Genomic DNA, 22,760 nt, shown 5'->3' with positions numbered 1-22,760 from the left:
TTATTGATTTCCTCCTTGGAGTAACACTCCGATTTCTTTTACAAATTTATCATGGCAGTCTTCTATAATCTTGTAAGCATCTACATGCTCCATTTGGGTTCTTGCATCAACAATGGCTTTAGCAATATCTTGCGGATTATCTCCAGAATAAAATCTAACAGCCTCAGCCACATCTGATGTCTTGACAGTCTCAATATCCGAACAAAGCACCGGAAGTCCATTCACCATATAAGAAATCACTTTTGACGGAAATTGCGTTAATATGAAATCTTTTTGTGAATCAACGGGACATATCCCGATGTCTAGCTTGCTCAAATAATGTTCATACGCAGCTCCTCTCCGTATTCCATCGAAAGTAATAGTACACTTTGTCTTTTTACTTGTTTCTATGATACAATCGTTCAAAAGGTTAACATCATTTTCAGAGCCGAACCCCAAAATATGCACGTGATAGTCTTTGCTCAAATACTCAGCTGCCTTTATAATCGACAGACAACCTTTCTGGGGGTCGAGTATACCGGTATAACCAATATGATATTTACCATTCTCAAAAATAGCTTCATCATTTTCAGTTACTCGTCCCTCTTGTGCTTGTCGATTATATTCTGTATTGACATAAGCTCCATGAACAACTAAACTCGGTTTTTTGCCACTATTTACAATCCGATCCAACAACATTGTTGGATAAATATACGCATCAGCAATCTGTAGGCTTCTTTTTTCCTTTTCTGCCAGTTTTTTGTTTTGAAATATTTCACCGTAAATTTCTTCAACTTCTTCGATCACATATGCCTTTTTGCGTTTCTTTAGGTATTTCATAATCCACATGTTTCCTGCAGAGTGATAAATGATGACTTTTTCACCATAAGAAACATTATTCCTCAGATACCACCATATGTTCAATCGCATTATTACCGCATTAAGGCACTTGAACAACAACCCACCTCTCCATGTTGTAGGAAATAAATGCAATATATTTTCACCTATTTGTATCTCTTTGCCTAGGTAACATTTTTTGTTTAATGTTTGGCTTGTTGATATCAAATCAACTTTATACCCAAGATCATTTAACACGGTAACTATATAGTCTATTTTGTTTGATGATGCTAAAACATTCACTCTATTTTCTTCATGATTGCTTTGCACATCATATGAAACAATATATTTTATACTTTCCATTGCTTACTCCTACTCAGTTAAAAATATTGCTGTACTGCCCCTTTAACTGCTGCAAATTCAATTTGTTCTGCATATATTGCTTTGCATTTTCTCTTTGTGAACAACCTTGTCTCTGATCCCAATCTATCACAGCTTGCATTGCAACAGAAAAGTCACCAAGCCGTTCCAACGATATAGCTTTTCCGCAAGCATAATTTTCAACATCCGTAAATGGAGTCTGGTCACTGATGATCGCATATGTCCCCACCGAAAGTGCTTCGGCTATTACATGACCAAAGTTTTCACTGTGTGTTGGGAACACAAAGGCATCATATTGGCTAAATACCTCGTGTACATTATCGTGTTCTACTAATCCGCAGTATTTTACTTTAATGTTTATTGGCATTTCTGCTATTATCCGCTGACAACTCGCCCAGTATTTTTCATCCTCTATCGGACCATAAATATCAAATACAACGTCACCACTTACATTCTTAAGTGCTGATAAGGCAACAAGTAGATTCTTTTTTTCTACAATCCTTGATAGAAAAACAAATCTTGCACGACCTGTTTCTTTGTTCGTTGCCGGATAAGAACACTTGGGTATTGAAGGTACATTAGATATTTGGAATATCCTATCGCTCGGCACATTTAACCACTTTTGAATAGATTCTGTCTCTTCATCACTCGTTGACTGAAACACAATGTTATCCACTAAACCCAATATTCTCAGACAAAAAATATACGGAACTTTTTTATATTTCTTTCTAAATGCACCAGCGCACAACTCCCCCCGTGGAGCAAGTAAAACTCTGATTCGGTGTTTTTTTGCTAATGCCAAGCACGGAATGATACACTGCTGAAACAACCCCTGCAAATACATGAAGTCCGGTTGAACTTCCGATATAATCCTATCAAAAGATTCTTTTTGGTATTCCGAATCTGACAGATAACAAACTTTACAATTTCCTCTATCGTTCCACCCGCTATGAATATTTTTGTAAGTTGAATTTTCTCCAAGATCATGGTTTGTGGTTACAATATAACACTCACAATCACTCATTAAAGTGCAAAAATTATCTACGCTGACTGGAGGACCTCCATATTTTTTCCCTGGAAAGAAGCCAGCCATTATCATCAATATTTTCATTTCATTTCTCCCAAACACTTTCGATTATTTTATAACCCCTTGAAACACTATACAGGTTATTTAGACAACTCCATGATTGACAACCCATTTCATCGAGATTCGATTCACTAGAATCAATGATTGCTCTATTAAACGCATCAATATCATCGCTCCTACAGTACCATCCGAAATTATTTTCAACAACAACCTTTCCTATATCGGTACTTGAATCCGTTACACACAAGACAGGCAGCTTTGCCTGCATATAGGAAAGCAGTCTGCTTGGGAAATTTGGAATCGTAAATCGGTGATCCAGAAAAATCAATCCAATATCACACGCAGCTACCATACGATCATAATCTTCTTTGGGCAATCTCTTCATGAGTTTCATATTTTTAGGCTTCTCATCATTGATAAAGCCTTCCAACTTGTTAAACTCCGTACCATCACCCACGATTAGGAAGTAGGCATCAGTATTGTTCATCTGACTCCTCAAGCAATCAATGACGAAAGAAATTCCTTGCGGCTTTCCAAGATTACCTCCATATACATATATTTTTTTGTCAAGCGGCAATCCATATTTCTGACGCATCCCATTTCTAATTTCCGTCATAGCACTCATATCAAGCGGCTCAACACAATTCGGACAAATCTCCACAATTTTAGGATCAACTTCCGAATTATGGTTTATTACATAATCAACATTCGCTTGGCTCATACAGCCAATGCGATCTGAAATTGAATACAACTTTTTTTCTTGCTTTCTAAAATGTTTGTATAACAATCCTTTTATACCAGTCTTGCTCAGCATACACATATCGACCGCATTTTGAGGAAAAATGTCTTTCAGCAACAAGTATGTTTTTGCACCATCCCTTTTTTTCACGTACTCAATCGCTGACACAAGTGTAATTGGGGGAGTAGAGTATAAAACCAAATCAAATCTCACATTTGAAAAATACTTTTTTATTGCTTTCTTAAAAGTCGGCTCTATCATCACCGTCGAAACGCCTTTCTCGATGATATTAGTCTTCTGTGTGTTGCCGATTTGAAGGCGAAGAATTGTTGCATTATCCTCTTTAATCAAATGTGTTTCTCGGTTGTGTCTTTTTTCTGTCGGAGAGATCGCATAAACATAATGTCCGTTCTTCACGAACTCCCGAAGCAGATCGGTGTATATTGATCGCTCTTGAAGCGAATCAAAACTCAATAAAGTTAAGAACAGAACATTCATTTTCATTACCCTTTCTCACTCAACGGAGGTACACCATAATACCTCAATATTGGGATATATCTATTTTCTTATTCGCAATAGATACCATTATCATTATTAAACCATAGACTTCTCATTCCCAGTTTTTCCGGAGCCATGAAGTCTTTCTTCGTGTTATCGCCTACATAAACCATTTTTTTAAATGGTACATCCATTGTTCTCTGCATCTGTTCAAACGCCATAATGCACGGTTTTCTGAATTCAATACCGCCAAGTTCATCCGTAACAATGATGCAATCAACAAGTTCATCAAGTCCAAGAGCTTTAATTTTTGCCCTCTGTCCTTCGGGTCTGCCATCTGTGATAATTCCCAGCTTGTAACCGTCGGAACGAAGTTGAATAAGAAGTTCCTTTGTTCCATTGTAGAAATGAATATTCGGCTGATGGAAGCGATACACAGAGAGACATTGTTGCTTCAATTCTTCAGTGTATAATCCTTCTGCTCTTAACACCTCATCTATGGCAGATTTCTTTTGCTCAAATGCCTGCCACAGTTTTTCTTCCATTCGTTCTACTTGTGGAAGGATCGCCGCAATAGCACGGTAGCCGCTTCTGACATATTCTTTTTCGCTATATAAAGTATCATCCAAATCGAAAATTACGGCTTTCAAGCCTTGCAGATGATTACTCACTTCGGTTATGGATGTTACTGTAATCATTGTTTATACCTCTCTATCCTTTAGCTCGTTTGCAATTTTTTCTGCAAGCCCGATATTGGAATCTGTTATTTTTCTCGCAAAGCAATATTGTTCCGGCAATTCCATTAACAACTGAAAATCATCTTCAGTTAAAGTTTTAGGTGAATTACCATTTCTGTGTTCCCAATCTATGTAACGAGCATGTCCATCAGCAGATTCAAAATGAAAAATTTTATCTGCAAACGGAGATTGCATAATCATTGTTTGAAGAAATACTTCATCAGCCGCACACGTTCTTGAAAATGTTCCTTTAATCACAGCTTCTTCCTGCAGAATGTATGTTGCACAGTCATGTGTAATCGAAAATAATGCAGAACCATGAAATAATTTCGGCTGTTTTCTTTGCAAATTCAATTTCCGCTGAATCGCCACTGCAACATGGTTGATGCCTCTCATTAATTTGCAATTTCTGTAAAAACGATTTTCAACCAGAATATGATAATAACAGCATTTCCATTTAGCAAATTCGTACTGACTAGGAGTAAATTGAATGAATTCCGTTCCACGATTCTTCTCAAAAAAACAATTTATCTCTTCTTTGCTTTTGATCGGTAAATCACTGCCTTGCAGAAAGTGATAATAATCATAGTTCCCCTTAATAGCAGTTCGCAATAGATTTATTTCTGCCTGTATTTGACTGTACCCCCCCCAATTTATCTCCATGCGTGGTAATTCAATCAGTTGGGATTTAGAAAGTTTTATATTCATCAATTCCTTCAAAGGAGATTTGATTTTACGATCAATGAGCAAGAAGAAGTCCGTTCCGTTTTGATCGAGCATCTGTAGGCACATTCGAATAATATTCCAATTGGCGTTGGCTGTAATAAGATAAGCGTGCTTCATTACTTAATCCTCACACTTTGGTCAAATCTACTGTAAACAGCACCGTCTCTCGCCGCTTTATCTTGATATGTCAGTTTCTCACCATTCAGCATTTTGAGTACCGCTTTAGCACTATCCGCACCTGCTTTTATGCTCAATGGCGCACCACCACCAAAACGAGGATTGATCTCTATGTAATAGTTATCACCCGTCTTTTCATCCTGGATGAGCTGCACCGTGATCTGACCGCAAGGTTTGTAATCTGCTATCAGCTTCGACATTTCGGCAATCATTGTTTCATCCTGCGTGATTCTAGTTTTTAGAACCTCTCCGGAACGAACCGCAAGCCTTTCTCTTGGCGTAATATACACGGGATTGCCCTCATAATCGCAGAAAATGTCAATGGTATATTCTCTTCCGCTAATGAACGGCTGAATGATATAATCTTCAATCTTTTCCGCATAGAGTTTCAAATCATCAAGGTTTTCAACCTTATAGGCATTTATGCTGGAGCTACCATCCTTCGGTTTAATGAAGGCAGGGAAAGATACCTCACCCTTCGCCATTGCTTCCTCATATTTTTCTACGTTGTTCATAGGCAGAGGAGATTTCAACCCAAGGGAAACAAAGTAGTCCGCCGTATAGTTCTTATCTCTACACAGTTGTACCTTATCCACCGCAGAAACCAGCACCTTTGTGCCAACTGCTTCAAATCGTTTCTTATTCTCCGCAAGCAACAAAAGGTCTGTATCAATGGTTGGTATTAAGCAATCCACTTTTTCACTCTCGCAAATAGCAAGAAGTTGTGGAATATAGTTACTATCTTTAATTCTGCAAACGATCTGTGTTTCATCGCAGAAATACAACGCAGGAGCATCAGCCGTAATGTCCGCCCCGATAATCACCAATTCAATTTGCAATTCATCGGCAGATTTGCGAAAAGCCTGGATCAGTTCCACACGCCGTCCGACACTTGTAAACAATATCTTCGTCATGCCGCCCTCCATACCAAATGATCAGTTGCAACAGGGCATAGCATACCTAAAATATTTTTATCTGTTAGGAGGAGTACCCCCCCCCGAATTTTTCAATTTATTTTTCATACACATTCTCCTTGCGGGAACACCGATGTATGTATCGGGTTCCGTTAAATTATCGACTACTACCGCACCTGCTCCAACCATACAGTTTTCGCAAATGCTGATATTATTGCTAACGATTGCCCCGGCTCCTATCCAAGTACCTGTTCCAACACTCACTGTTCCAGCAAGATGACTTCCCACCGACACATGAACGTAATCAGAGATGATATTATCATGGTCAACAGTTGCACTTGTATTGATGATACAGCCGTATCCAATCGAAGTTCCGGGATTGATAACAGCACCAGCCATCACAACCGAGCCTGCTCCTAAAGAGACATCGGGTGCAACTACCGCTTTAGGATGAATCAGCGTAACAACATGAAGTCCATTCGCAATCAGTTTCTCTTGTATTCTTTTGCGAATCTCTGCGTTTCCTATTCCCACAATAAAATCATCGCTGAAGTATTTCATAACATCATCGCTTGTTCCAACCACAGGGTACTTGCCGCAAGTCTTAACCTCTTTGTTATCATCCAAAAATTGAATTTCCGTATATCCGTTTTTTTCTGCAATATCAGCAATCACTTTCCCATGACCGCTTGCCCCAATGATTACAAGCTGTTTACTCATGGCTTACCATCTCCTGCTCGCACCCCATAAATTCTTCCATTGTAACTGATGTAGCAGAGGAGATGCCCTCACGTTTCAACACCTTTCCTACGGTACGAAACATGATCTTCCAATCCCCAAGAAATGTAATGTTATCGACATACTGAACATCATAGTTGAACTTATCTTCCCAACTGATCGCATTTCGTCCGCTAACCTGCGCAAGACCGGTAATTCCGGGACGAACTTCAAGGCGTCTTGCTTGATGTTCAGAATACCGAGGTATATATTTCAAGTACAATGCTCTCGGTCCGCATAGTGAACAGCTTGTATTGACCACATTCCAAAGTGAAGGCAGCTCATCCAAAGATGTGCTTCTGAGAATTTTGCCAAACTTCCCCAATCGCTGCTCATCTGGAAGCAATTCTCCGTTTTCGTCTCTTGCATCTGACATAGAACGGAACTTGTACATGTAGAACGGCTTTCCGTCTTTTCCTGCTCTCTCTTGCTTGAAGATAACCGGACTACCCAGCTTTGTCCGAACCAAGATTGCCAAAATAAGAAGAATCGGACTTAAAATGATAAGGGCAACGGATGCTAATATAACATCTTGCGGAACCTTTATGAATTTTTCGTAGAATCCCTTTTTATGTTTCATGCCACACCTCACGCAAAACAAGACTTAATAATCTCAATCACAATATCTTGCTGCTCCGCTGTCATGTTAATATCACTCGGCAAACACAAGCCACGATGGAAAATATCCATGCCAATATCAAGCGGCTTGCCATCTTTGCCAAGTGTCCCGCCCTTTATGTAGGCATTTGTTTTAGCTCTGCCGTCTCCCTCACGGGTAACAAAGCCGTGCAAACGGTAAAGCGGTTGAGCGTGCATCGGCTTCCAGATCGGTCTGCCCTCGGCATTGTACTTTGCGAGGGTTTCCAAAATTTCTGTCGGACAAGTCTTGCCGGGTTCAGAGATATAAAGAGCTTCGCAATCACTTCTGACCTGCTTGCACATGGCGTTCTCGTCAATGATCATGCCGGACAACCAATAGTTAGGTTCTGTGCCGTCCAAGATCGGATTCATCTGAACAGGCAAATCCTTGAAGCCTTGCTTGTATCTTTCGTAAATCGCCTTTTTCCTTGCAATATGTTCTTCCAAATACGGATACTGACCACGGACAACACCTGCTATCACATTGCTCATACGGTAGTTATAGCCAACTTCCTCATGCTGATACCAAGGGGCGTTTTCTCTCGCTTGCGTTGACCACTTCCGAACTTTGTTTGCAACTTCAATATCGTTTGTCAACAGACAACCGCCCGAAGAACCAGTAATGATCTTATTGCCGTTGTAGCTGATCGCAGAATAGTCTCCGAAAGAACCACATTGTTTGCCATGAATGGTTGCACCCATAGCTTCTGCGGCATCCTCAACAAGCAACGCTCCGTGCTTCTCGCAGATTTCTTTAATTAAATCCATACGTCCGGGAAAGCCATACAGCTCCGCAGAAACAACCAGCTTCACATCCGGATATATTTCAAAGGCTTTTTCAAGAGCCACAGGGTCCATATTCCATGATTCCGCTTCCGTGTCAATAAAAACGGGGATGCCGCCCTCATAAACCACAGGATTAAGTGTGGCATCGAAAGTCATATCACTACAGAAAACCCGTTTTCCCTCTAATGCTCCGTGACTAACCGCAGGCTTCCCATAAAGTGTTTCGCCTGCGTGCTTTACTGCCAAATGAAGTGCAGCAGTACAACAAGACAAACCAACTGCATATTTCATCTGCGCCTTTTCTGCGGCGATTTTCTCGACTTCATTTATATTTTCTCCAACCGTGGACATCCAGTTGGTTTCATGTGCTTCTTTTACATATTTCAGTTCTTCGCCATGCATTTTAGGCGTAGCGAGCCATATCTTATCTTCAAAACGCTTAATATCCATATCCTATATATCTCCACATAATGTATGCTTTTTTCTCTATCAACGACGAATAGCCGAGCGTGATTATCACTGCCCGGCTAAGTAACCTCCTTATTGTATTTTGTACGCTTATCAGATTGGGTCAAAATAAGCAATCAAGAGCCACTATTGACTTGTTCTTGGTTGTCTTATCATTTTTCAACCCCATACAAAATAAATAATTTCAGTTGACTTAGACCGTGACAACCCTTGAAAAATCAATGCTTTTCCTGGTTGTCTCTATTATACATCCATCCCCGACGATGGACATGTCGCCCTTGAGGATGTTTATCAGCTCGGGCAGCTCGTCCAGCGAGGTGCTGCGGAGAATTCTGCCGTATTTGTTCAGGCGGACATCGTCCGGCAGAAGATTTCCGTCCTTGTCTCTGGCGTTGGACATTGTGCGGAATTTTATCAGCTTGAATATCTTTTCTTTACCTGTATTTTTGTCGATTTTACCCGGGCGGAGCTGGGTGAAGAACGGGTTACCTTTCATGGCAAAAGCACCCACGATTATCAGCACCAAAAGAACGGGGGACAGTACAATGAGAGCCATCAGTGACAGTACAAAATCCATCACACGCTTAAAAAACTTTGCGTACATATGTAAACCTCATCAGTTAAAACAGCTTTTTATTATTTCAATTACCTTGTTCTGCTCGTCAGCGGTCATTTTGTTATCGCTGGGCAGGCACAGACCGCGGTGGAAAATATCCGCGCCAACGTCCATGCAACCGCCTGCAATATAAGCATTGGTTCTGCAACGTCCGCTACCTTCACGGGTCACAAATTCATGCATTCTGTACATGGGCTGCATGTGCATGGGCTTCCAAATTGGTCTGCCCTCGGCATTGTGGTTTGCAAGGGTTTCTAAAATCTCTGTCGGGCAGGTCTTTCCGACTTCTTTGATGTACAGAGCATTGGAGTCGTCTCTGACCTGTCTGCACATATAATCGCCGTCAATAATCATAGCCGACAGCCAGTAGTTGGGCTGTGTTCCGTCGGTGATGGGATTCATCTTGACGGGAAGTCCTTTTAAGCCGTCGCGGTATCTTTCGTAAATTGCCTTTTTCTGAGCTATATGCTCCTCAAGATACGGATACTGACCGCGCACTACACCTGCAACGACATTGCTCATGCGGTAGTTGTAGCCCACCTCCTCGTGCTGATACCAGGGGGCATTTTCTCTCGCCTGAGTGGACCATTTGCGTGCCTTGTTGGCAATTTCAATATCATTGGTCAGAAGGCATCCGCCCGCGGAACCTGTAATAATCTTGTTTCCGTTGTAGCTTACGGCGGAGTAATCGCCGAAGGATCCGCACATTCTGCCGTCCACCGTTGCACCCATAGCCTCGGCGGCATCCTCGATAAGAAGCGCACCGTGCTTTTCGCAAATTCTCTTTATTTCGTCAATGCGTCCCGGGAAGCCGTACAGCTCGGCATAAACCACAAGTCTGACCTCGGGATACATTTCAAATGCTTTTTCCAGTGCCGCGGGGTCCATATTCCATGATTTCGCTTCTGTGTCGATGAACACGGGAATACCGCCCTCGTAAACCACGGGATTAAGGGTAGCGTCAAAGGTCATATCCGAGCAGAAAACCCGTTTTTCCTCCAACGCACCGTGACTTATGGCGGGCTTACCGTAAAGAGCTTCGCCGGCATGCTTGACAGCCAGATGAAGTGCCGCGGTGCAACAGGAAAGCGCCACAGCATGCTTCATTTGCGCCTGCTGAGCGGCAATTCTTTCAACCTCGTTAATATTTTCGCCCACTGTGCTCATCCAGTTGGTTTCGTATGCCTGTCGTATGTATTCCATTTCCTCGCCGTGCATTGTAGGGGTGGCGAGCCATACCTTCTTTTCAAACTTCTCCATTACGTTCCTCTCGGTGTATGAGTATATTACGCCACAAAAAAGGCATTTTACACCCAATTATATGTCTCCATATATTTTACCATATATAATATGAAAAGTCAATACATTTGAACAATTTGTTAAACAATACCTGAAACTTTCATATTATATTCTATATCGGAATTAATAATTTGGACATATTTTATATTGCTCCGCGGCTTACACTTTTGCGGTAAGCTCCGGGAGTGATGCCGAAAAACTCTCTGAAAAGCCGTATGAAATACGCAGTGGAATTAAAGCCGCACCGCCAAGCAATAACATTTATGTCCAGTTCTGTTGTTATGAGAAAATTCTGTGCCATCTTCAGGCGATATCGGGTGAGATACTGCCTCAGCGACATTCCTGCCGCACGGCTGACAATGTTGCCGAGATAATATGGATGATAGCCGAATTTATGCGCTATATCTTCGTTTGACAGCTCGGCGTCATCGTAATTTTTGTGTATATATTCCATAACCGCAGAGACAGTTTTGCTTTCGGTGCCCGTGCAAGCATGTTTTTCACGCAGGATTCTTGTCAGGGACATTTTAAGAAGTACGCCCGCCATTTCCCTGTAATACAGTGTGCACTCCAGAAATTCCTGTACCGCCTGTGTCAGATGGCCGTATATGTCGGGACAGCTCATCACAAACGGCTCGGAAAATTCACACGGCAGTTCATATGTCATAACACGGCTTTTGTCAAATTCCGACTCGGTAACCGTGCCCAGGGAATCAGCAAGGTGCGAGTATTCCCACGAGGGGTCAAAATCAAAAACAATTATACTTATAGCATTTTCATTGTTTTTTGAAAATTTATATTTCGTTCCGGGAGGCAGATATATTACGGTGTTATCCGAAAAGCCTTGTTTTTCTCCCTGTATGTCTATAATTCCATTTCCATTATTGATAAAAAACAAACGGCAATCATAGCAAACGCTGTATTCATTCCGTGTGTTGAGAGTATGATGTATGCGCGCATAGCGTATATGCGGGTTTATATCCGACAGCTTCATAAAATCCACCATATTTGTTTTTTTATATTTCTCATTGGCTTTGTTATACATTGTATCACAAATTTCCTGTATAATCAATAGCAAATAAAAAAGTTTTTCAAATTTGGGAAAGAAGTGATATTTTGAAATTTTCGATAGGTCTCAAGCCGTGTGCCGACACGGAATTGGTGGATGCAATAATCAGAAATAAGAACAGCATTTTTGAGGTTTATTTTTCTTACGGCGACTTTGCCAACGGCAGAAGCATAGTAAAGGCAGAGGGAATGTCCGACTTCACCGCACGTCTGAAGCAGGAAAGCGACCTTGAAGCACTAAGCCGAAACGGCATAAAGCTGAACGTGCTTTTTAACGCCGTGTGCTACGGAAAATACAGCCTTTCACGGGCATTTTTTGAAAAAATCGGAAATACGCTGGAGCACCTCATACAAAATTACGGTGTGTCCGGTGTTACCACCACATCTCCGCTTATTGCACGCTTTGTCAAGGAAAATTTCAACGGTATCGAGACCCGCGCCTCTGTCAACATGTGCATAGGAAGCACCGAGGGCATGGAGTACATAAGCGAACACTTTGACGGATTTTATCTGAAAAGAGAATTAAACCATGATTTTAAAACCATTGAAAAGCTCAAAAAATGGTGTGATGAAAACGGCAAAACGCTTTACGCCCTCGCCAACAGCGGATGCCTCAACAACTGCTCTGCCCACTTTTTTCATGACAGCCTTGTAGCGCATGAGGAGGAAATAGCCGCCATGGACAACGGCTATGAATTCCGCGGTGTGTGCCGTGATTTTCTCGAGAAAAAAGGAGCCGCCGCCTTTATTTCCCACACATCCTTTATACGTCCCGAGGACGTGAAGTATTATGAAGGCATATTCCCCATGCTCAAGCTTGCCACACGGGCAAGTCGCCGTCCCGTGCGAACACTTAACGCTTACATAAACGAAAAATATGTGGGTAATGTTGCCGAGCTGTGCGAGCCTGACCACAGCGGCGTACTGTACCCGTATATTATTGAAAACACCAAGTTAAACAGTCGTATTTCAAACAGCGTACTCATATATGACGACATTGAAAATGCCGTTGCGGAATTGAAATAAAGAAAGGAAAAAGATATGTTGACAAGCAGTATGATAAAGCAGGCGGCACTGGAAGCAGGTGCCGACAAATGCGGAATCGGACCTATGTCGCGTTTTGAGGGTGCACCGCCCGAAATGGACCCGAGATACCTGTTCCCAAGGGCAAAAAGCTGTATAGCCTTTGCATTCCGCATACCCCGCGGAGTTCAGCGCGGAATTGAGGAGGGCACCCAGTTTTACCAGTACCCCTCCATGGCATACGGCGGAATAAATGAAATTTTTGCTCCCGCAGTGTTGTACCACGTAGGAAAGGTTATCGAGGACGAGGGCTATGAAGCGGTGGTATACCGCAACACCGGCGCGCGCGGAATCGTTTCCGACATGGACGGAAGTCCGGGAAACACCCTCTCGCCCGAGGAGCAAATAGAGGTCAGCAAGCACGCCAAAGGAAAAACCGCACATCACAGAAGTGTTCAGTTCACCCGAGAGACAGGCGAAGGAAAAGTTCCGCCCGACCTGCAGTTTCAGTTCAGGCTGGCGGCTGTGGCATGCGGACTGGGTGAAATCGGCTGGAGCAAGATGCTTCTCACTCCCGAATTCGGTCCGTTACAGCGGGTGGCGTTCATCTTCACCGACGCAGAGCTGGAATACGACGAAATGTACAGCGGAGAGCCTCTTTGCCGTAAATGCGGAGCGTGTGTGCGCGAGTGCCCGGGGGGATGTATTCCCGACATAAAATCGGGTAAAACCGTAACAGTGAACCTTGCGGGCAAAAAATGCGAATGGGGCGACATCGACATGTGGCGCTGTTACGCTTTTTACACCCACGGCGGAAGATATTACAACCCCTTTGTGCCCAAAGAGGTATTTGACAAAAACGAAAACGGTATGTTGGATTTACTGGAGGGTGCCACCGACGTTGCCGACGAAAAAGAAATAATGAAGGTTTACGGCACACTTGAAAAGTATTTCCCAAGCTGGGTAGGCTACAACATGGCTAAATGCGGCGGATGCATACGAGGCTGTGTGAGTATGCTGGAAAAGAAGGGCGGATGCATGGCAGACCGCTTCAAGCAACCGCTGAGAACCTCAAAGCCCTGGAAAATGGACAGATAGGAGTGAAAAAATGACTGCTGAATTTATAAAGCAAAAGGCAAAGGAGCTGGGCGCGGCGGTGTGCGGTATAGGTGATATTTCTCTGATGAAAAATCCCGACCTGCGTCACGACCCCTTTCAGATACTTCCGAATGCCAAATGTATTATAGGCTTCGGAATAAAAATTCCGCGCGGGCTTTTTAATGCCATGAAGCATAAAAGCCAGTTTTACAACTACACAAACCTTGGTGTAAAGTACATAGACGAGACCTTTGCGGAAATTTTTCTCTTAAAAATGGGCGCTGTCATCGAAAACGAGGGCTATGATGCCTGTTTGCAACGCAGTATACCCGGTTTTCGCGTTAAGGGCGACAAATCCACAAATCCCGAGGTTGCGCGCATATACGAGTTACAGTTTTCCTCGCCCGTAGCACCCGGTAAGCCCGCGCCTGATGTTATAATTGACTATAACAAAGCTGCCGAGGTGTGCGGACTGGGCAAGGCAGGGCTTCACGGCAAGGTGATAGTCCCGAAATACGGAACCTTTATGCGGTTTGTGTACATTATTACGGATATGCCGCTGGAATACGACAAGCCCTTCGGGAAAAGCCTGTGCGACGGTTGCGGAAAATGCAAAACAGCCTGCCCGGGAAACGCCATCGGCGAAAATGGTGTTGACAGCTGGCAGTGCAGTGTATATTACCGCGGTGCACACAAATCAAACCCCTTTATGGCAGAGGATTTTCTGGCAGACAATCCCGAAAAAGAAGCTATAATAAACGGTGAAAAGCGCTTTGACAGCGGGAGTGCCAACGATATTTATCCCAAGCTCAGATTTCTGCCCAACACCCACTTCGGCTATGTGCCCTGTCTGTGCGGGAAAAGCTGTGAAACGGTGTGCTATGAGCATCTTAAGGAGGAGGGAAAGCTGTGAGAGAAAGCATAATACAGTGTGCAAAGCGTTTTGATGCGGACATTATAGGGTTTGCTTGCGCAAAGCGTTTTGACGAAAATGATGCGATTTTCAGGATTTTTCCGCAGGTAAAAACGGTAATTGGTCTGGGATTTCGTGTTTTGCGCGGAATTTACCGCGGTGTGGAGGAGGGCAGCACCTACTACCAGTACACCACAATGGGGGTCGAAAACCTCGAAGAAACCGTCATGCCTCTGGCTCTTATCAATGTGTCAAATCTAATAGAGGACGAGGGGTTTGAAGCTATCCCCCAGCGCAAAAATCAGCTTATTATGAACCGTTACGACGGCACAAATCCAGAAATGGACTACACCGACATATATCGCGGAATAACGGCGGAAAATCAGCTTGATTTTGAAGATTGTGCCGTCAAATGCGGACTTGGCGAGATGAGCATAAGAGGCACGGTTTTAAACAGGGACTACGGGCCGTTTATACGTTACTGCTTCATTCTGACGGATGCCGAAATTGAAGAAACCCCTCTTTGTGTTGATGGTCTGTGCGACGGTTGCGGCGAGTGCATCAAAGCCTGTGCAGGCAATGCCATAGCGGACAACGGCAAAGTGGACGAGTGGCGCTGTGCGGTTTACTACAACGGTGCAAGCGGTGAAAAAAATCCCTTTATGCCGCCCGATGCCTATCCCGATTTTGAGGACAGAACGGACATTATAAAGGGCATTGCAAAGATAGACACCGAAAAGGCGAAAAGAATAATGGATGCAACCTACTTTTATCCTCCCGCAAAGCATTTTTACCGCACCTGCATCTGCGGAAGAGCATGTGACCGCGCCTGCTACATACATCTTGAGGAAAAAGGTGTGCTGAACAAAAAATTCAAGTACAAATTCCGCGAAAAACCAGACTGGAAGCTGTCGCTGACCCAGTTTGAAACAGGCAAACGCGAAAAAGAATGGGAATTCGGAAAAAAGCCCGAGGGAGGAAAATAACATGAAAGAAAAAATAAAAATAGCCATAATCGGCTGCGGACGCTTCTGCATAAACTTCGTTCCGCTTTTCAAGGCACACCCTTCGGTTGAAAAGGTATATGTGTGTGACCTGATAAGAGAGCGCGCCGAGAATTACGCCTCAATGTTCGGCGTTGAAATCATCGACAGCTTTGAAAAGGCGGTGGCAAGTGACAACATAAACTGCATTGCAATTTTCACCCAGCGCTTCAAGCACGGCCCCATGGTAATCGAGGCACTCAAGGCGGGAAAGCATGTTTACAGTGCTGTGCCCTGTGCCATCGATGTTGAGGACATAATGGAAATCGAAAGTCTTGTGCGCAAAACGCGCCTTACCTACTCCATGGGCGAGACGGGGTTTTACCGTGCGCCCACAATATTCTGCCGTCGGGAATTCAAATCGGGCACCTTCGGTAAATTCACCTACGGCGAAGCGCAATACAACCATGACATACGCAACATGGAGGAAAGCTTCAAAAGCTCCGCAGGCGATGAATGGAAGAAATACGCAGGTATTCCGCCGATGTTCTACCCCACCCATTCCACAGCCATGATTCTGGGCTCAATGCCGGGTGTTTATGCGAAAAGGGTTGTGGCAATGGGGTATAAAGAAAGCCCCCGCACCGATATTTACGGCACAAAGGGTCAGAATCTTTACGATAATCCCTTTTCTAACACCGCCATGCTTCTGGAGCTTTCAAACGGCGGTATCGCCCGCATCAGCGAAAACCGCTGTGTAGGCTGGAAGTCGCCCGAGACCTACATTTCCCAGTTTTACGGCACCGACGGATGCTACGAATTTTCCGTGGCGCGTCACAGTCTGAGTGTGTGGGATCCCGACCGACCGGGCTGTGCTGAAATGAAGGATGTGACCGAGGAGCTTCAGCCTGGGGAAATATATGAACTTATAAATTCCGACTACAAAACCGCAATCCAGCAGCTTGCCGATACGGCGGGATTTACGCTGTCCTCACCGATTCAGCTTAAACGCAAAATGCCTGCGGAATTTGACGGCATGAAAAACGGTCACAACGGCACACATCAGTTTTTGGTTGACGATTTCTGCCGTGCCTACGACAGCGGAAAGCTGTCCCCCACCAACATATGGCAGGTGGCGCGCTTCAACATTCCCGGGCTTCTAGCCCACAGGTCAGCTTTAAACGGCGGCGCACCCATAGATATTCCCGACCTCGGAAACCCTCCGTCTGACTGGGAGGTTCTGGAGGCAGACGAATAAAAAGGGCGGTCTCAATAAACAGATTTTTTGTATAATTACAAATTGCAGGGGTCTTTGCCTCCACCGACCCGAAAAATAACGGGCGGATGCCCTCATCCGCCACTGCTAAAAAAATCACGGACAAAGAGCAGGGTTGCTAAGGACAGTTATCTTTAATATAAACGAAATTTGGCACACAAATTTCCTGCTTGCAACAGTATACGACAAAACTACCCGAAGAAGAGAAAACAAAGCTCTTTTCCGGGTAGTATTTTTTTATATCGTGATATTCTGTGCCTTTCGCACAGAGTGATATTTCCCATTCGGGAAGTGATATTGAAATCTTGCGATTTCAGTGTTATTTTATTCGCCATAAACTGCCGGAGGCAATATCATCACTGCGAAGCAATAAAACTCGCCGTAAGGCGAATAAAACTGCCCAAGTGTCCTTGAGAACACTTGGGCAAAGTCCGTGATTTTTTGTCTTATTTGCAATTATTATTTCTCGTTCTTATAGATTTCCTTGAAGTACTTGTAGGTATCAACCTTCAGTTCGCCGCAAGCATCCTCATCGCAGGCAACAATGCCGTTCTTGTGGAGCTGAAGTGCACTGATAGTCCATGCATGGTCAACGCCGCCCTCAACGCAGTGACGCAGAGCGCGTGCCTTGTTGTGACCGCTGATGAGCAGGAGAACCTCTTTGGAGTCGCAAACAGTGCCGACACCAACGGAAAGAGCGGTTTTCGGTACCTTTTCGGGGTCGTTTCCGAAGAAACGGGAGTTTACGATAAGGGTATCCTGAGTAAGAGCGCGTACACCTGTGCGGGAGGTAAGAGAGGTGAAGGGTTCGTTGAATGCGATATGTCCGTCAACACCGCTTCCGCCCAGGAACAGGTCGATTCCGCCGTAAGATGCGATTTTATCCTCATATCTCTGGCACTCAGCCTCAAGATCGGGAGCCATACCGTTGAGTATGTTCACATTCTCTGCAGGAATGTCGATATGGTTGAAGAAATTGTCATGCATGAAGTACCAGTAGCTCTGGTCGTGCTCTCTGGGCAGACCTACATATTCGTCCATATTGAAGGTAACAACGTTCTTGAAGGTAACCTTGCCCGCCTTATTCATTTCGATGAGTCTCTTATATACACCCAGAGGAGAAGAACCGGTGGGCAGACCCAGTATAAAGGGGCGGTTTTCCTTATGGTTATTGATGGCATCGGCTATATGCTGAGCAGCCCATGCACACATTCCGTCGTAATTGTCTTTGATAATAAGTTTCATTTTGTCACTCTCCGTAAATAAATGATAGGGATAACATCCCGACTTGATTATTATACTGCCATATTAATGAATTGGTTAGTAACATTTTTTAACATTGTTTAAAGTTTTTTGAGATAATTTTTGACATGTGAAAAAGGGGCTGACAGCCCCTTTTTTTACTTGTCGATTATGTCCACCACGTACTTCTTGTCGGTATCCTTGGCGGAAGCCGCCTTAATGAGCGTACGGATAGCCTTGGCTATCTTGCCCTGTTTGCCGATTACCTTACCCATGTCGGAGGGAGCGACAGACAGCTCAAGATGAGTCATTTCGCCGTCGTCACGTACCTCAACCACAACCTCATCGGGGTGGTCAACGATAGCCTTGGCGATGTCTACGAGCATATCCTTCATGATTATTCGGTAACTCCGCTCTTTTTGAGGATGGCTCTTACGGTTTCGGTAGGCTGTGCACCCTTAGCGATCCATTCCTTAGCCTTTTCGCCGTCGATGATGATTTCAGCGGGGTTCTTCATAGGATTGTAAGTACCGATCTCTTCGATGAAGCGACCGTCGCGGGGATAACGGGAATCTGCTACTACTACACGGTAAAAGGGAGCTTTCTTTGCGCCCAGTCTTCTGAGTCTGATTTTAACTGCCATGATAAATTCACCTTTCTGAATTAAAAATTTTGATTTATATAAATTTTTATTTATATACGGATTTAAAAGGGTAATTTGAACTTTTTGCCCAGCTTCATTTTTCCTGCGTTGCCCGTAAGCTGTTTCATGAGCTTGCAGGTCTGGTCAAATTGCTTGAGGAGCTTATTCACTTCCTCAACGCTGTTTCCGCTTCCTGCGGCAATGCGCTTTTTACGGGAGGAGTTTATAATATCCGGCTTTGCTCTCTCCTTGGGAGTCATAGACTTGATTATCGCCTGCATACGGTCGATTTTCTTTTCGTCTATCTGAGCGTCCTTGAGTGCGCCCGGCTTCATACCCGGAATCATGCCTGCCAGCTGGTCGATGGGACCCATTTTTCTTATCTGGTCAAACTGCTCCATGTAGTCGTCCAGAGTGAAGGTGGATTCCCTCATCTTCTTTTCAAGCTCTGCCGCCTTTTTCTCGTCAAAGCTTTCCTGAGCCTTTTCGATAAGTGACAGTACATCGCCCATACCCAGTATTCTGGAAGCCATTCTGTCGGGGTAGAAGGGCTCGATATTATCAAGCTTTTCGCCCGTTCCGATAAACTTTATGGGCTTGCCCGTAACGTGGCGCACGGAAAGCGCCGCACCGCCTCGGGTATCACCGTCCATTTTGGTGAGTATAACACCCGTGATGTCCAAAAGACCGTTGAAGCTGTCCGCAACATTAACCGCGTCCTGACCCGTCATGGCATCCACAACAAGCAGAATTTCGGTAGGCTGTACCTTTTCGCGGATGTTTTTAAGCTCGTCCATGAGCACTTCATCGATGTGAAGACGTCCCGCGGTATCAATAAACACCATGTCGTTGCCGTTTTTCTCGGCGTGGGCAACACCCGCCGCCGCGATATCCACGGGGCTGAGCTTATCTCCCATGCTAAACACGGGGACACCCACCTTTTCGCCCACCACCTCAAGCTGTTTTATAGCCGCGGGGCGGTATACGTCGCAGGCAACCAGCAAAGGATTTTTACCCTGCTTTTTAAAAAGAGCCGCAAGCTTTGCACAGTGTGTGGTTTTACCTGCGCCCTGCAGACCGCACATCATAATTACCGTGGGGGGCTTGGGGGAGATAGTAAGCTTTTCATTTTCCTTGCCCATTATCTCGCAAAGCTCTTCGTTTACTATTTTAACTATCTGCTGGGCGGGCATCAGGCTTTCCAGCACATCCGCACCCACCGCCCTTTCGGACACCTTTGCCACAAAGTCCTTTACGACCTTGAAGTTTACGTCCGCTTCAAGCAGTGCCAGCTTTATTTCACGCATGCCGACCTTGACATCAGCCTCGGTCAGCTTGCCCTTATTCTTGAATTTTTTAAAGGCTTCCGCCATTTTTTCGGTAAGACTCTGAAATCCCAACAGCACACGCCCTTTCTTATAAGAACTGCAAGCCCGAAAGCTATTTCGAGAGAAGCTTTTCGATTTCTTCTTTTACTTTTGCATCACCGCAGTTTGCGGCAATTTCACGTAATTTCTCGTTTTTTTCGCTCAATCCCAGATTATCCTCAAAAAATCTGAGCTGTTCCTCGCTTCGTTTGATAAGATCGCGCACACCCTGACGTGTGGTGTGTGTATGCTCTGCAATCTCGCTGAGCGAAAGGTCATCGTCATAATAAAATTCAAACACCGTACGCTGTTTTTCGCTCAAAAGAGCCCAGTAACAGTCGTAAAGCTGTGTAATCGCCAAATCTTTCACGGTTGCCTCCGGAATTGGGGGTCATGCTGTAAAGTTTTTTTCTTTACAGCCTTGTTATTATACAATATAAATACTATTTTGTCAATAGCGCACAAAAAAATTCACATTTGTTTTACAATTTGCCATTTCTGTACTGCAAAAAACACACCGTAAAGCAGTAATATTCCGATAACCGCACCGCCTGTATCGATAAGCACATCGGTAAAGGCGGCCCCTCTGCCGGTGTGGCTTTGAAGGTATTCGTCACCCGCGGCGGTAAATATGCACACCACCGCAGGCATAAAAAGCAAAAGCAGCTTTCTTTTTTTGCCGTACAGTATCCATGCAAGCGCCGAGGCAATTATGCCCTGAGCACAGAATTCCAGTACGTGGGCAGTTTTTCTCACGGATTTATGGAATTTTTCTTCTGGTATTTTATTTTTCGGGTCTACAACGCTCTTTACCGCCTGGGACACCTTTTTGCTGGAGGACGCGGACTCCGCTTTGGTTTTCATGGAATTTGAAAATATAAAAAGCGTCCATGCCGTCAGCAGTATCGCCAATACGGCACACAATGCCGTTCTTTTTGATGTCGTCATTTCATACACCCCCGATTTTTCATTATACCTTTTTTTGCATTCAAAGTCAAGCAAAAAACATAATATCGGATATATTATGAATAAAATACCGCTTTTGTATTTACTTTTTCCGAAAAATATGTTATACTGTTGGGGATAATACATTTTAATGGAGAATTTGACTTATGGAAAACAAACAACGAAGCAGTTTTACGGGTAAGCTGGGCTTTGTACTGGCGGCGGCAGGCTCGGCGGTAGGTCTGGGCAACATCTGGCGCTTCCCTTACCTTGCGGCGCAGTACGGCGGCGGTATATTTCTTCTGACTTACCTCATACTTACAGTCACCTTCGGCTTTGCACTTCTGGTAGCGGAAATAGCACTGGGACGCAAAACAGGTCTCAGCGCCATAGGCGCTTTCAGGTCATTGAACAAAAAGTTCACCTTTCTGGGCTACCTTGAATCCATAGTGCCCGTTATCATACTTCCTTATTACAGTGTTATCGGCGGTTGGGTGACAAAATATTTCGTAACCTTCATTACAGGCGGAAGTACAGCTTCGGCAAATGACGGATTTTTCAACGCTTTCATCGGCAAGCCCGCCGAGCCCCTTTTGTGGTTTGCGATTTATCTCGGTGTAACGGCGGTTGTCGTGCTTCTCGGTGTCGAAAAAGGTATTGAAAAAGTCAGCAAGATAATGATGCCCGTGCTTATAGTGCTGTCGCTGTTTATAGCGGTTTACTGCATGTTCCTGCCGGGTGCCATGGATGGTATCAAATACTATCTCCTGCCCGACTTTTCTCATTTTTCATTCAAAACCGTACTTGCGGCAATGGGTCAGCTTTTCTACTCCATGTCACTTGCAATGGGCATTATGATAACCTACGGTTCATATATGAAAAAAGACGTTAATCTGGAGTCCTCGGTACGTCACATCGAGCTTTTCGATACCGGAATAGCCTTTCTTGCGGGACTTATGATAATCCCCGCAGTATTCGTATTTTCCGGCGGAGACCAGGCGGCACTGGGCAAAGGTCCCGGACTTATGTTCGTAACACTGCCCAAGGTGTTTGACAGTATGCCCGGCGGTGGATTTTTGGGCACGGTATTTTTCGTGCTGGTGCTTTTTGCGGCACTCACCTCCTCCATTTCGCTTATGGAAGCAGTGGTTTCGATTATACGCGACCGCTTTAAAATCGGCAGAGTTTCCGCTTGCCTCATAACCCTTTTGATATCTGTGCTTCTGGGTATCCCCTCCTCGCTGGGCAACGGAATATGGGCTCACATAAAGCTTATTGGCATGGATTTTCTCACCTTCTTCGACTTCTTATCCAACAGCGTCATCATGCCGATAGTCGCAATACTCACCTGCATCTTCATCGGCTTTGTCATCAAGCCCAAGGCAATAACCGACGAGGTGGAGCTTACCGACGGAAAATTCCGTTCAAAAACGCTTTTTGTCGTCATCATAAAGTACATAGCTCCCATCTGCATATTATTCATACTCATTTCTTCCGTTCTGGAAGGCATGGGTCTTATGAAAATTTAAATTTTTCCATGAA

At 44.3% G+C, this 22,760-nt stretch carries 24 protein-coding genes; 6 read left to right on the top strand and 18 right to left on the bottom strand.

The features are described 5' to 3' along the window. The 12 genes from E7588_06795 to E7588_06740 form a co-directional block, all read right to left on the bottom strand. Nucleotides 1-1,179, bottom strand: coding sequence for a glycosyltransferase family 4 protein (locus E7588_06795; protein MBE6688970.1), 1,179 nt, complete (start codon nt 1,177-1,179; stop codon nt 1-3). 13 nt (nt 1,180-1,192) lie between these two features. Beyond that, the gene (locus E7588_06790; protein MBE6688969.1) at nt 1,193-2,308 is read right to left on the bottom strand and encodes a glycosyltransferase; all 1,116 of its coding nucleotides are present in this window, start codon (nt 2,306-2,308) and stop codon (nt 1,193-1,195) included. Between the two features lies 1 nt (nt 2,309). Further along, nucleotides 2,310-3,521: a glycosyltransferase family 4 protein gene (locus tag E7588_06785; protein ID MBE6688968.1), complete on the bottom strand. Its 1,212-nt coding sequence runs from the start codon at nt 3,519-3,521 to the stop codon at nt 2,310-2,312. A 68-nt stretch (nt 3,522-3,589) separates the two neighbouring features. Further along, entirely contained in the window at nt 3,590-4,219 is a 630-nt protein-coding gene (locus E7588_06780) for an HAD family hydrolase (protein MBE6688967.1), read from the bottom strand. Between the two features lie 3 nt (nt 4,220-4,222). Next, a complete protein-coding gene (locus tag E7588_06775; GenBank protein ID MBE6688966.1) occupies nt 4,223-5,101 on the bottom strand; it encodes a hypothetical protein in 879 nt (292 codons plus the stop codon). After that, complete coding sequence (locus E7588_06770) at nt 5,101-6,075, bottom strand: ATP-grasp domain-containing protein (GenBank protein MBE6688965.1); 975 nt, start codon at nt 6,073-6,075, stop codon at nt 5,101-5,103. The genes E7588_06775 and E7588_06770 overlap by 1 nt, the downstream gene beginning before the upstream one ends. Nucleotides 6,076-6,132: 57 nt before the next feature. Continuing rightward, entirely contained in the window at nt 6,133-6,795 is a 663-nt protein-coding gene (locus E7588_06765; GenBank protein MBE6688964.1) for an acetyltransferase, read from the bottom strand. Continuing rightward, a complete protein-coding gene (locus E7588_06760; GenBank protein MBE6688963.1) occupies nt 6,788-7,432 on the bottom strand; it encodes a sugar transferase in 645 nt (214 codons plus the stop codon). Before E7588_06760 ends, E7588_06765 begins: the two co-directional genes overlap by 8 nt. An 8-nt stretch (nt 7,433-7,440) precedes the next feature. Further along, complete coding sequence (locus tag E7588_06755; GenBank protein MBE6688962.1) at nt 7,441-8,727, bottom strand: aminotransferase DegT; 1,287 nt, start codon at nt 8,725-8,727, stop codon at nt 7,441-7,443. A gap of 211 nt (nt 8,728-8,938) precedes the next feature. Then, on the bottom strand, nt 8,939-9,349 hold the full coding sequence (locus tag E7588_06750) for a sugar transferase (GenBank protein ID MBE6688961.1): 411 nt from the start codon (nt 9,347-9,349) through the stop codon (nt 8,939-8,941). A 12-nt stretch (nt 9,350-9,361) separates the two neighbouring features. Beyond that, complete coding sequence (locus E7588_06745; protein MBE6688960.1) at nt 9,362-10,621, bottom strand: aminotransferase DegT; 1,260 nt, start codon at nt 10,619-10,621, stop codon at nt 9,362-9,364. A 181-nt stretch (nt 10,622-10,802) separates the two neighbouring features. After that, the gene (locus E7588_06740) at nt 10,803-11,705 is read right to left on the bottom strand and encodes a helix-turn-helix transcriptional regulator (GenBank protein ID MBE6688959.1); all 903 of its coding nucleotides are present in this window, start codon (nt 11,703-11,705) and stop codon (nt 10,803-10,805) included. A gap of 71 nt (nt 11,706-11,776) precedes the next feature. Here E7588_06740 and E7588_06735 point away from each other — a divergent pair, with 71 nt between their 5' ends. From E7588_06735 to E7588_06715, 5 genes are read left to right on the top strand one after another with little or no spacing between them, the layout of a single operon-like run. Further along, on the top strand, nt 11,777-12,754 hold the full coding sequence (locus E7588_06735) for a hypothetical protein (GenBank protein MBE6688958.1): 978 nt from the start codon (nt 11,777-11,779) through the stop codon (nt 12,752-12,754). 15 nt (nt 12,755-12,769) lie between these two features. Continuing rightward, nucleotides 12,770-13,849: a hypothetical protein gene (locus E7588_06730; protein ID MBE6688957.1), complete on the top strand. Its 1,080-nt coding sequence runs from the start codon at nt 12,770-12,772 to the stop codon at nt 13,847-13,849. 10 nt (nt 13,850-13,859) lie between these two features. Further along, nucleotides 13,860-14,762 carry a hypothetical protein gene (locus tag E7588_06725; protein MBE6688956.1) on the top strand — a complete coding sequence of 301 codons (903 nt, stop codon included), beginning with the start codon at nt 13,860-13,862 and terminating at the stop codon, nt 14,760-14,762. After that, a complete protein-coding gene (locus tag E7588_06720; protein ID MBE6688955.1) occupies nt 14,759-15,748 on the top strand; it encodes a hypothetical protein in 990 nt (329 codons plus the stop codon). The genes E7588_06725 and E7588_06720 overlap by 4 nt, the downstream gene beginning before the upstream one ends. A 1-nt stretch (nt 15,749) precedes the next feature. Next, complete coding sequence (locus E7588_06715) at nt 15,750-17,003, top strand: Gfo/Idh/MocA family oxidoreductase (protein MBE6688954.1); 1,254 nt, start codon at nt 15,750-15,752, stop codon at nt 17,001-17,003. A 477-nt stretch (nt 17,004-17,480) separates the two neighbouring features. On the opposite strand, the gene E7588_06710 is transcribed toward E7588_06715, so the two are convergent. From E7588_06710 to E7588_06685, 6 genes are all read right to left on the bottom strand, one after another. Beyond that, on the bottom strand, nt 17,481-18,266 hold the full coding sequence (locus E7588_06710) for a glucosamine-6-phosphate deaminase (GenBank protein ID MBE6688953.1): 786 nt from the start codon (nt 18,264-18,266) through the stop codon (nt 17,481-17,483). 155 nt (nt 18,267-18,421) lie between these two features. Continuing rightward, nucleotides 18,422-18,658 carry a KH domain-containing protein gene (locus tag E7588_06705; GenBank protein MBE6688952.1) on the bottom strand — a complete coding sequence of 79 codons (237 nt, stop codon included), beginning with the start codon at nt 18,656-18,658 and terminating at the stop codon, nt 18,422-18,424. Between the two features lie 2 nt (nt 18,659-18,660). Beyond that, nucleotides 18,661-18,906: a 30S ribosomal protein S16 gene (rpsP, locus tag E7588_06700; protein MBE6688951.1), complete on the bottom strand. Its 246-nt coding sequence runs from the start codon at nt 18,904-18,906 to the stop codon at nt 18,661-18,663. 62 nt (nt 18,907-18,968) lie between these two features. Beyond that, complete coding sequence (locus E7588_06695; GenBank protein ID MBE6688950.1) at nt 18,969-20,306, bottom strand: signal recognition particle protein; 1,338 nt, start codon at nt 20,304-20,306, stop codon at nt 18,969-18,971. A gap of 40 nt (nt 20,307-20,346) precedes the next feature. Beyond that, nucleotides 20,347-20,658: a DNA-binding protein gene (locus E7588_06690; protein ID MBE6688949.1), complete on the bottom strand. Its 312-nt coding sequence runs from the start codon at nt 20,656-20,658 to the stop codon at nt 20,347-20,349. A gap of 86 nt (nt 20,659-20,744) precedes the next feature. Further along, the gene (locus E7588_06685; protein ID MBE6688948.1) at nt 20,745-21,365 is read right to left on the bottom strand and encodes a VanZ family protein; all 621 of its coding nucleotides are present in this window, start codon (nt 21,363-21,365) and stop codon (nt 20,745-20,747) included. A gap of 20 nt (nt 21,366-21,385) precedes the next feature. Here E7588_06685 and E7588_06680 point away from each other — a divergent pair, with 20 nt between their 5' ends. Next, on the top strand, nt 21,386-22,747 hold the full coding sequence (locus E7588_06680) for a sodium-dependent transporter (protein ID MBE6688947.1): 1,362 nt from the start codon (nt 21,386-21,388) through the stop codon (nt 22,745-22,747). The last annotated feature ends 13 nt before the right edge of the window (nt 22,748-22,760 follow it).

Source organism: Oscillospiraceae bacterium (assembly GCA_015065085.1).
Classification (GTDB): Bacteria; Bacillota; Clostridia; order Oscillospirales; family SIG627; genus SIG627.
Note: the sequence above shows the minus strand (reverse complement) of the source record. Positions and strands in the feature narration are given on the sequence as shown.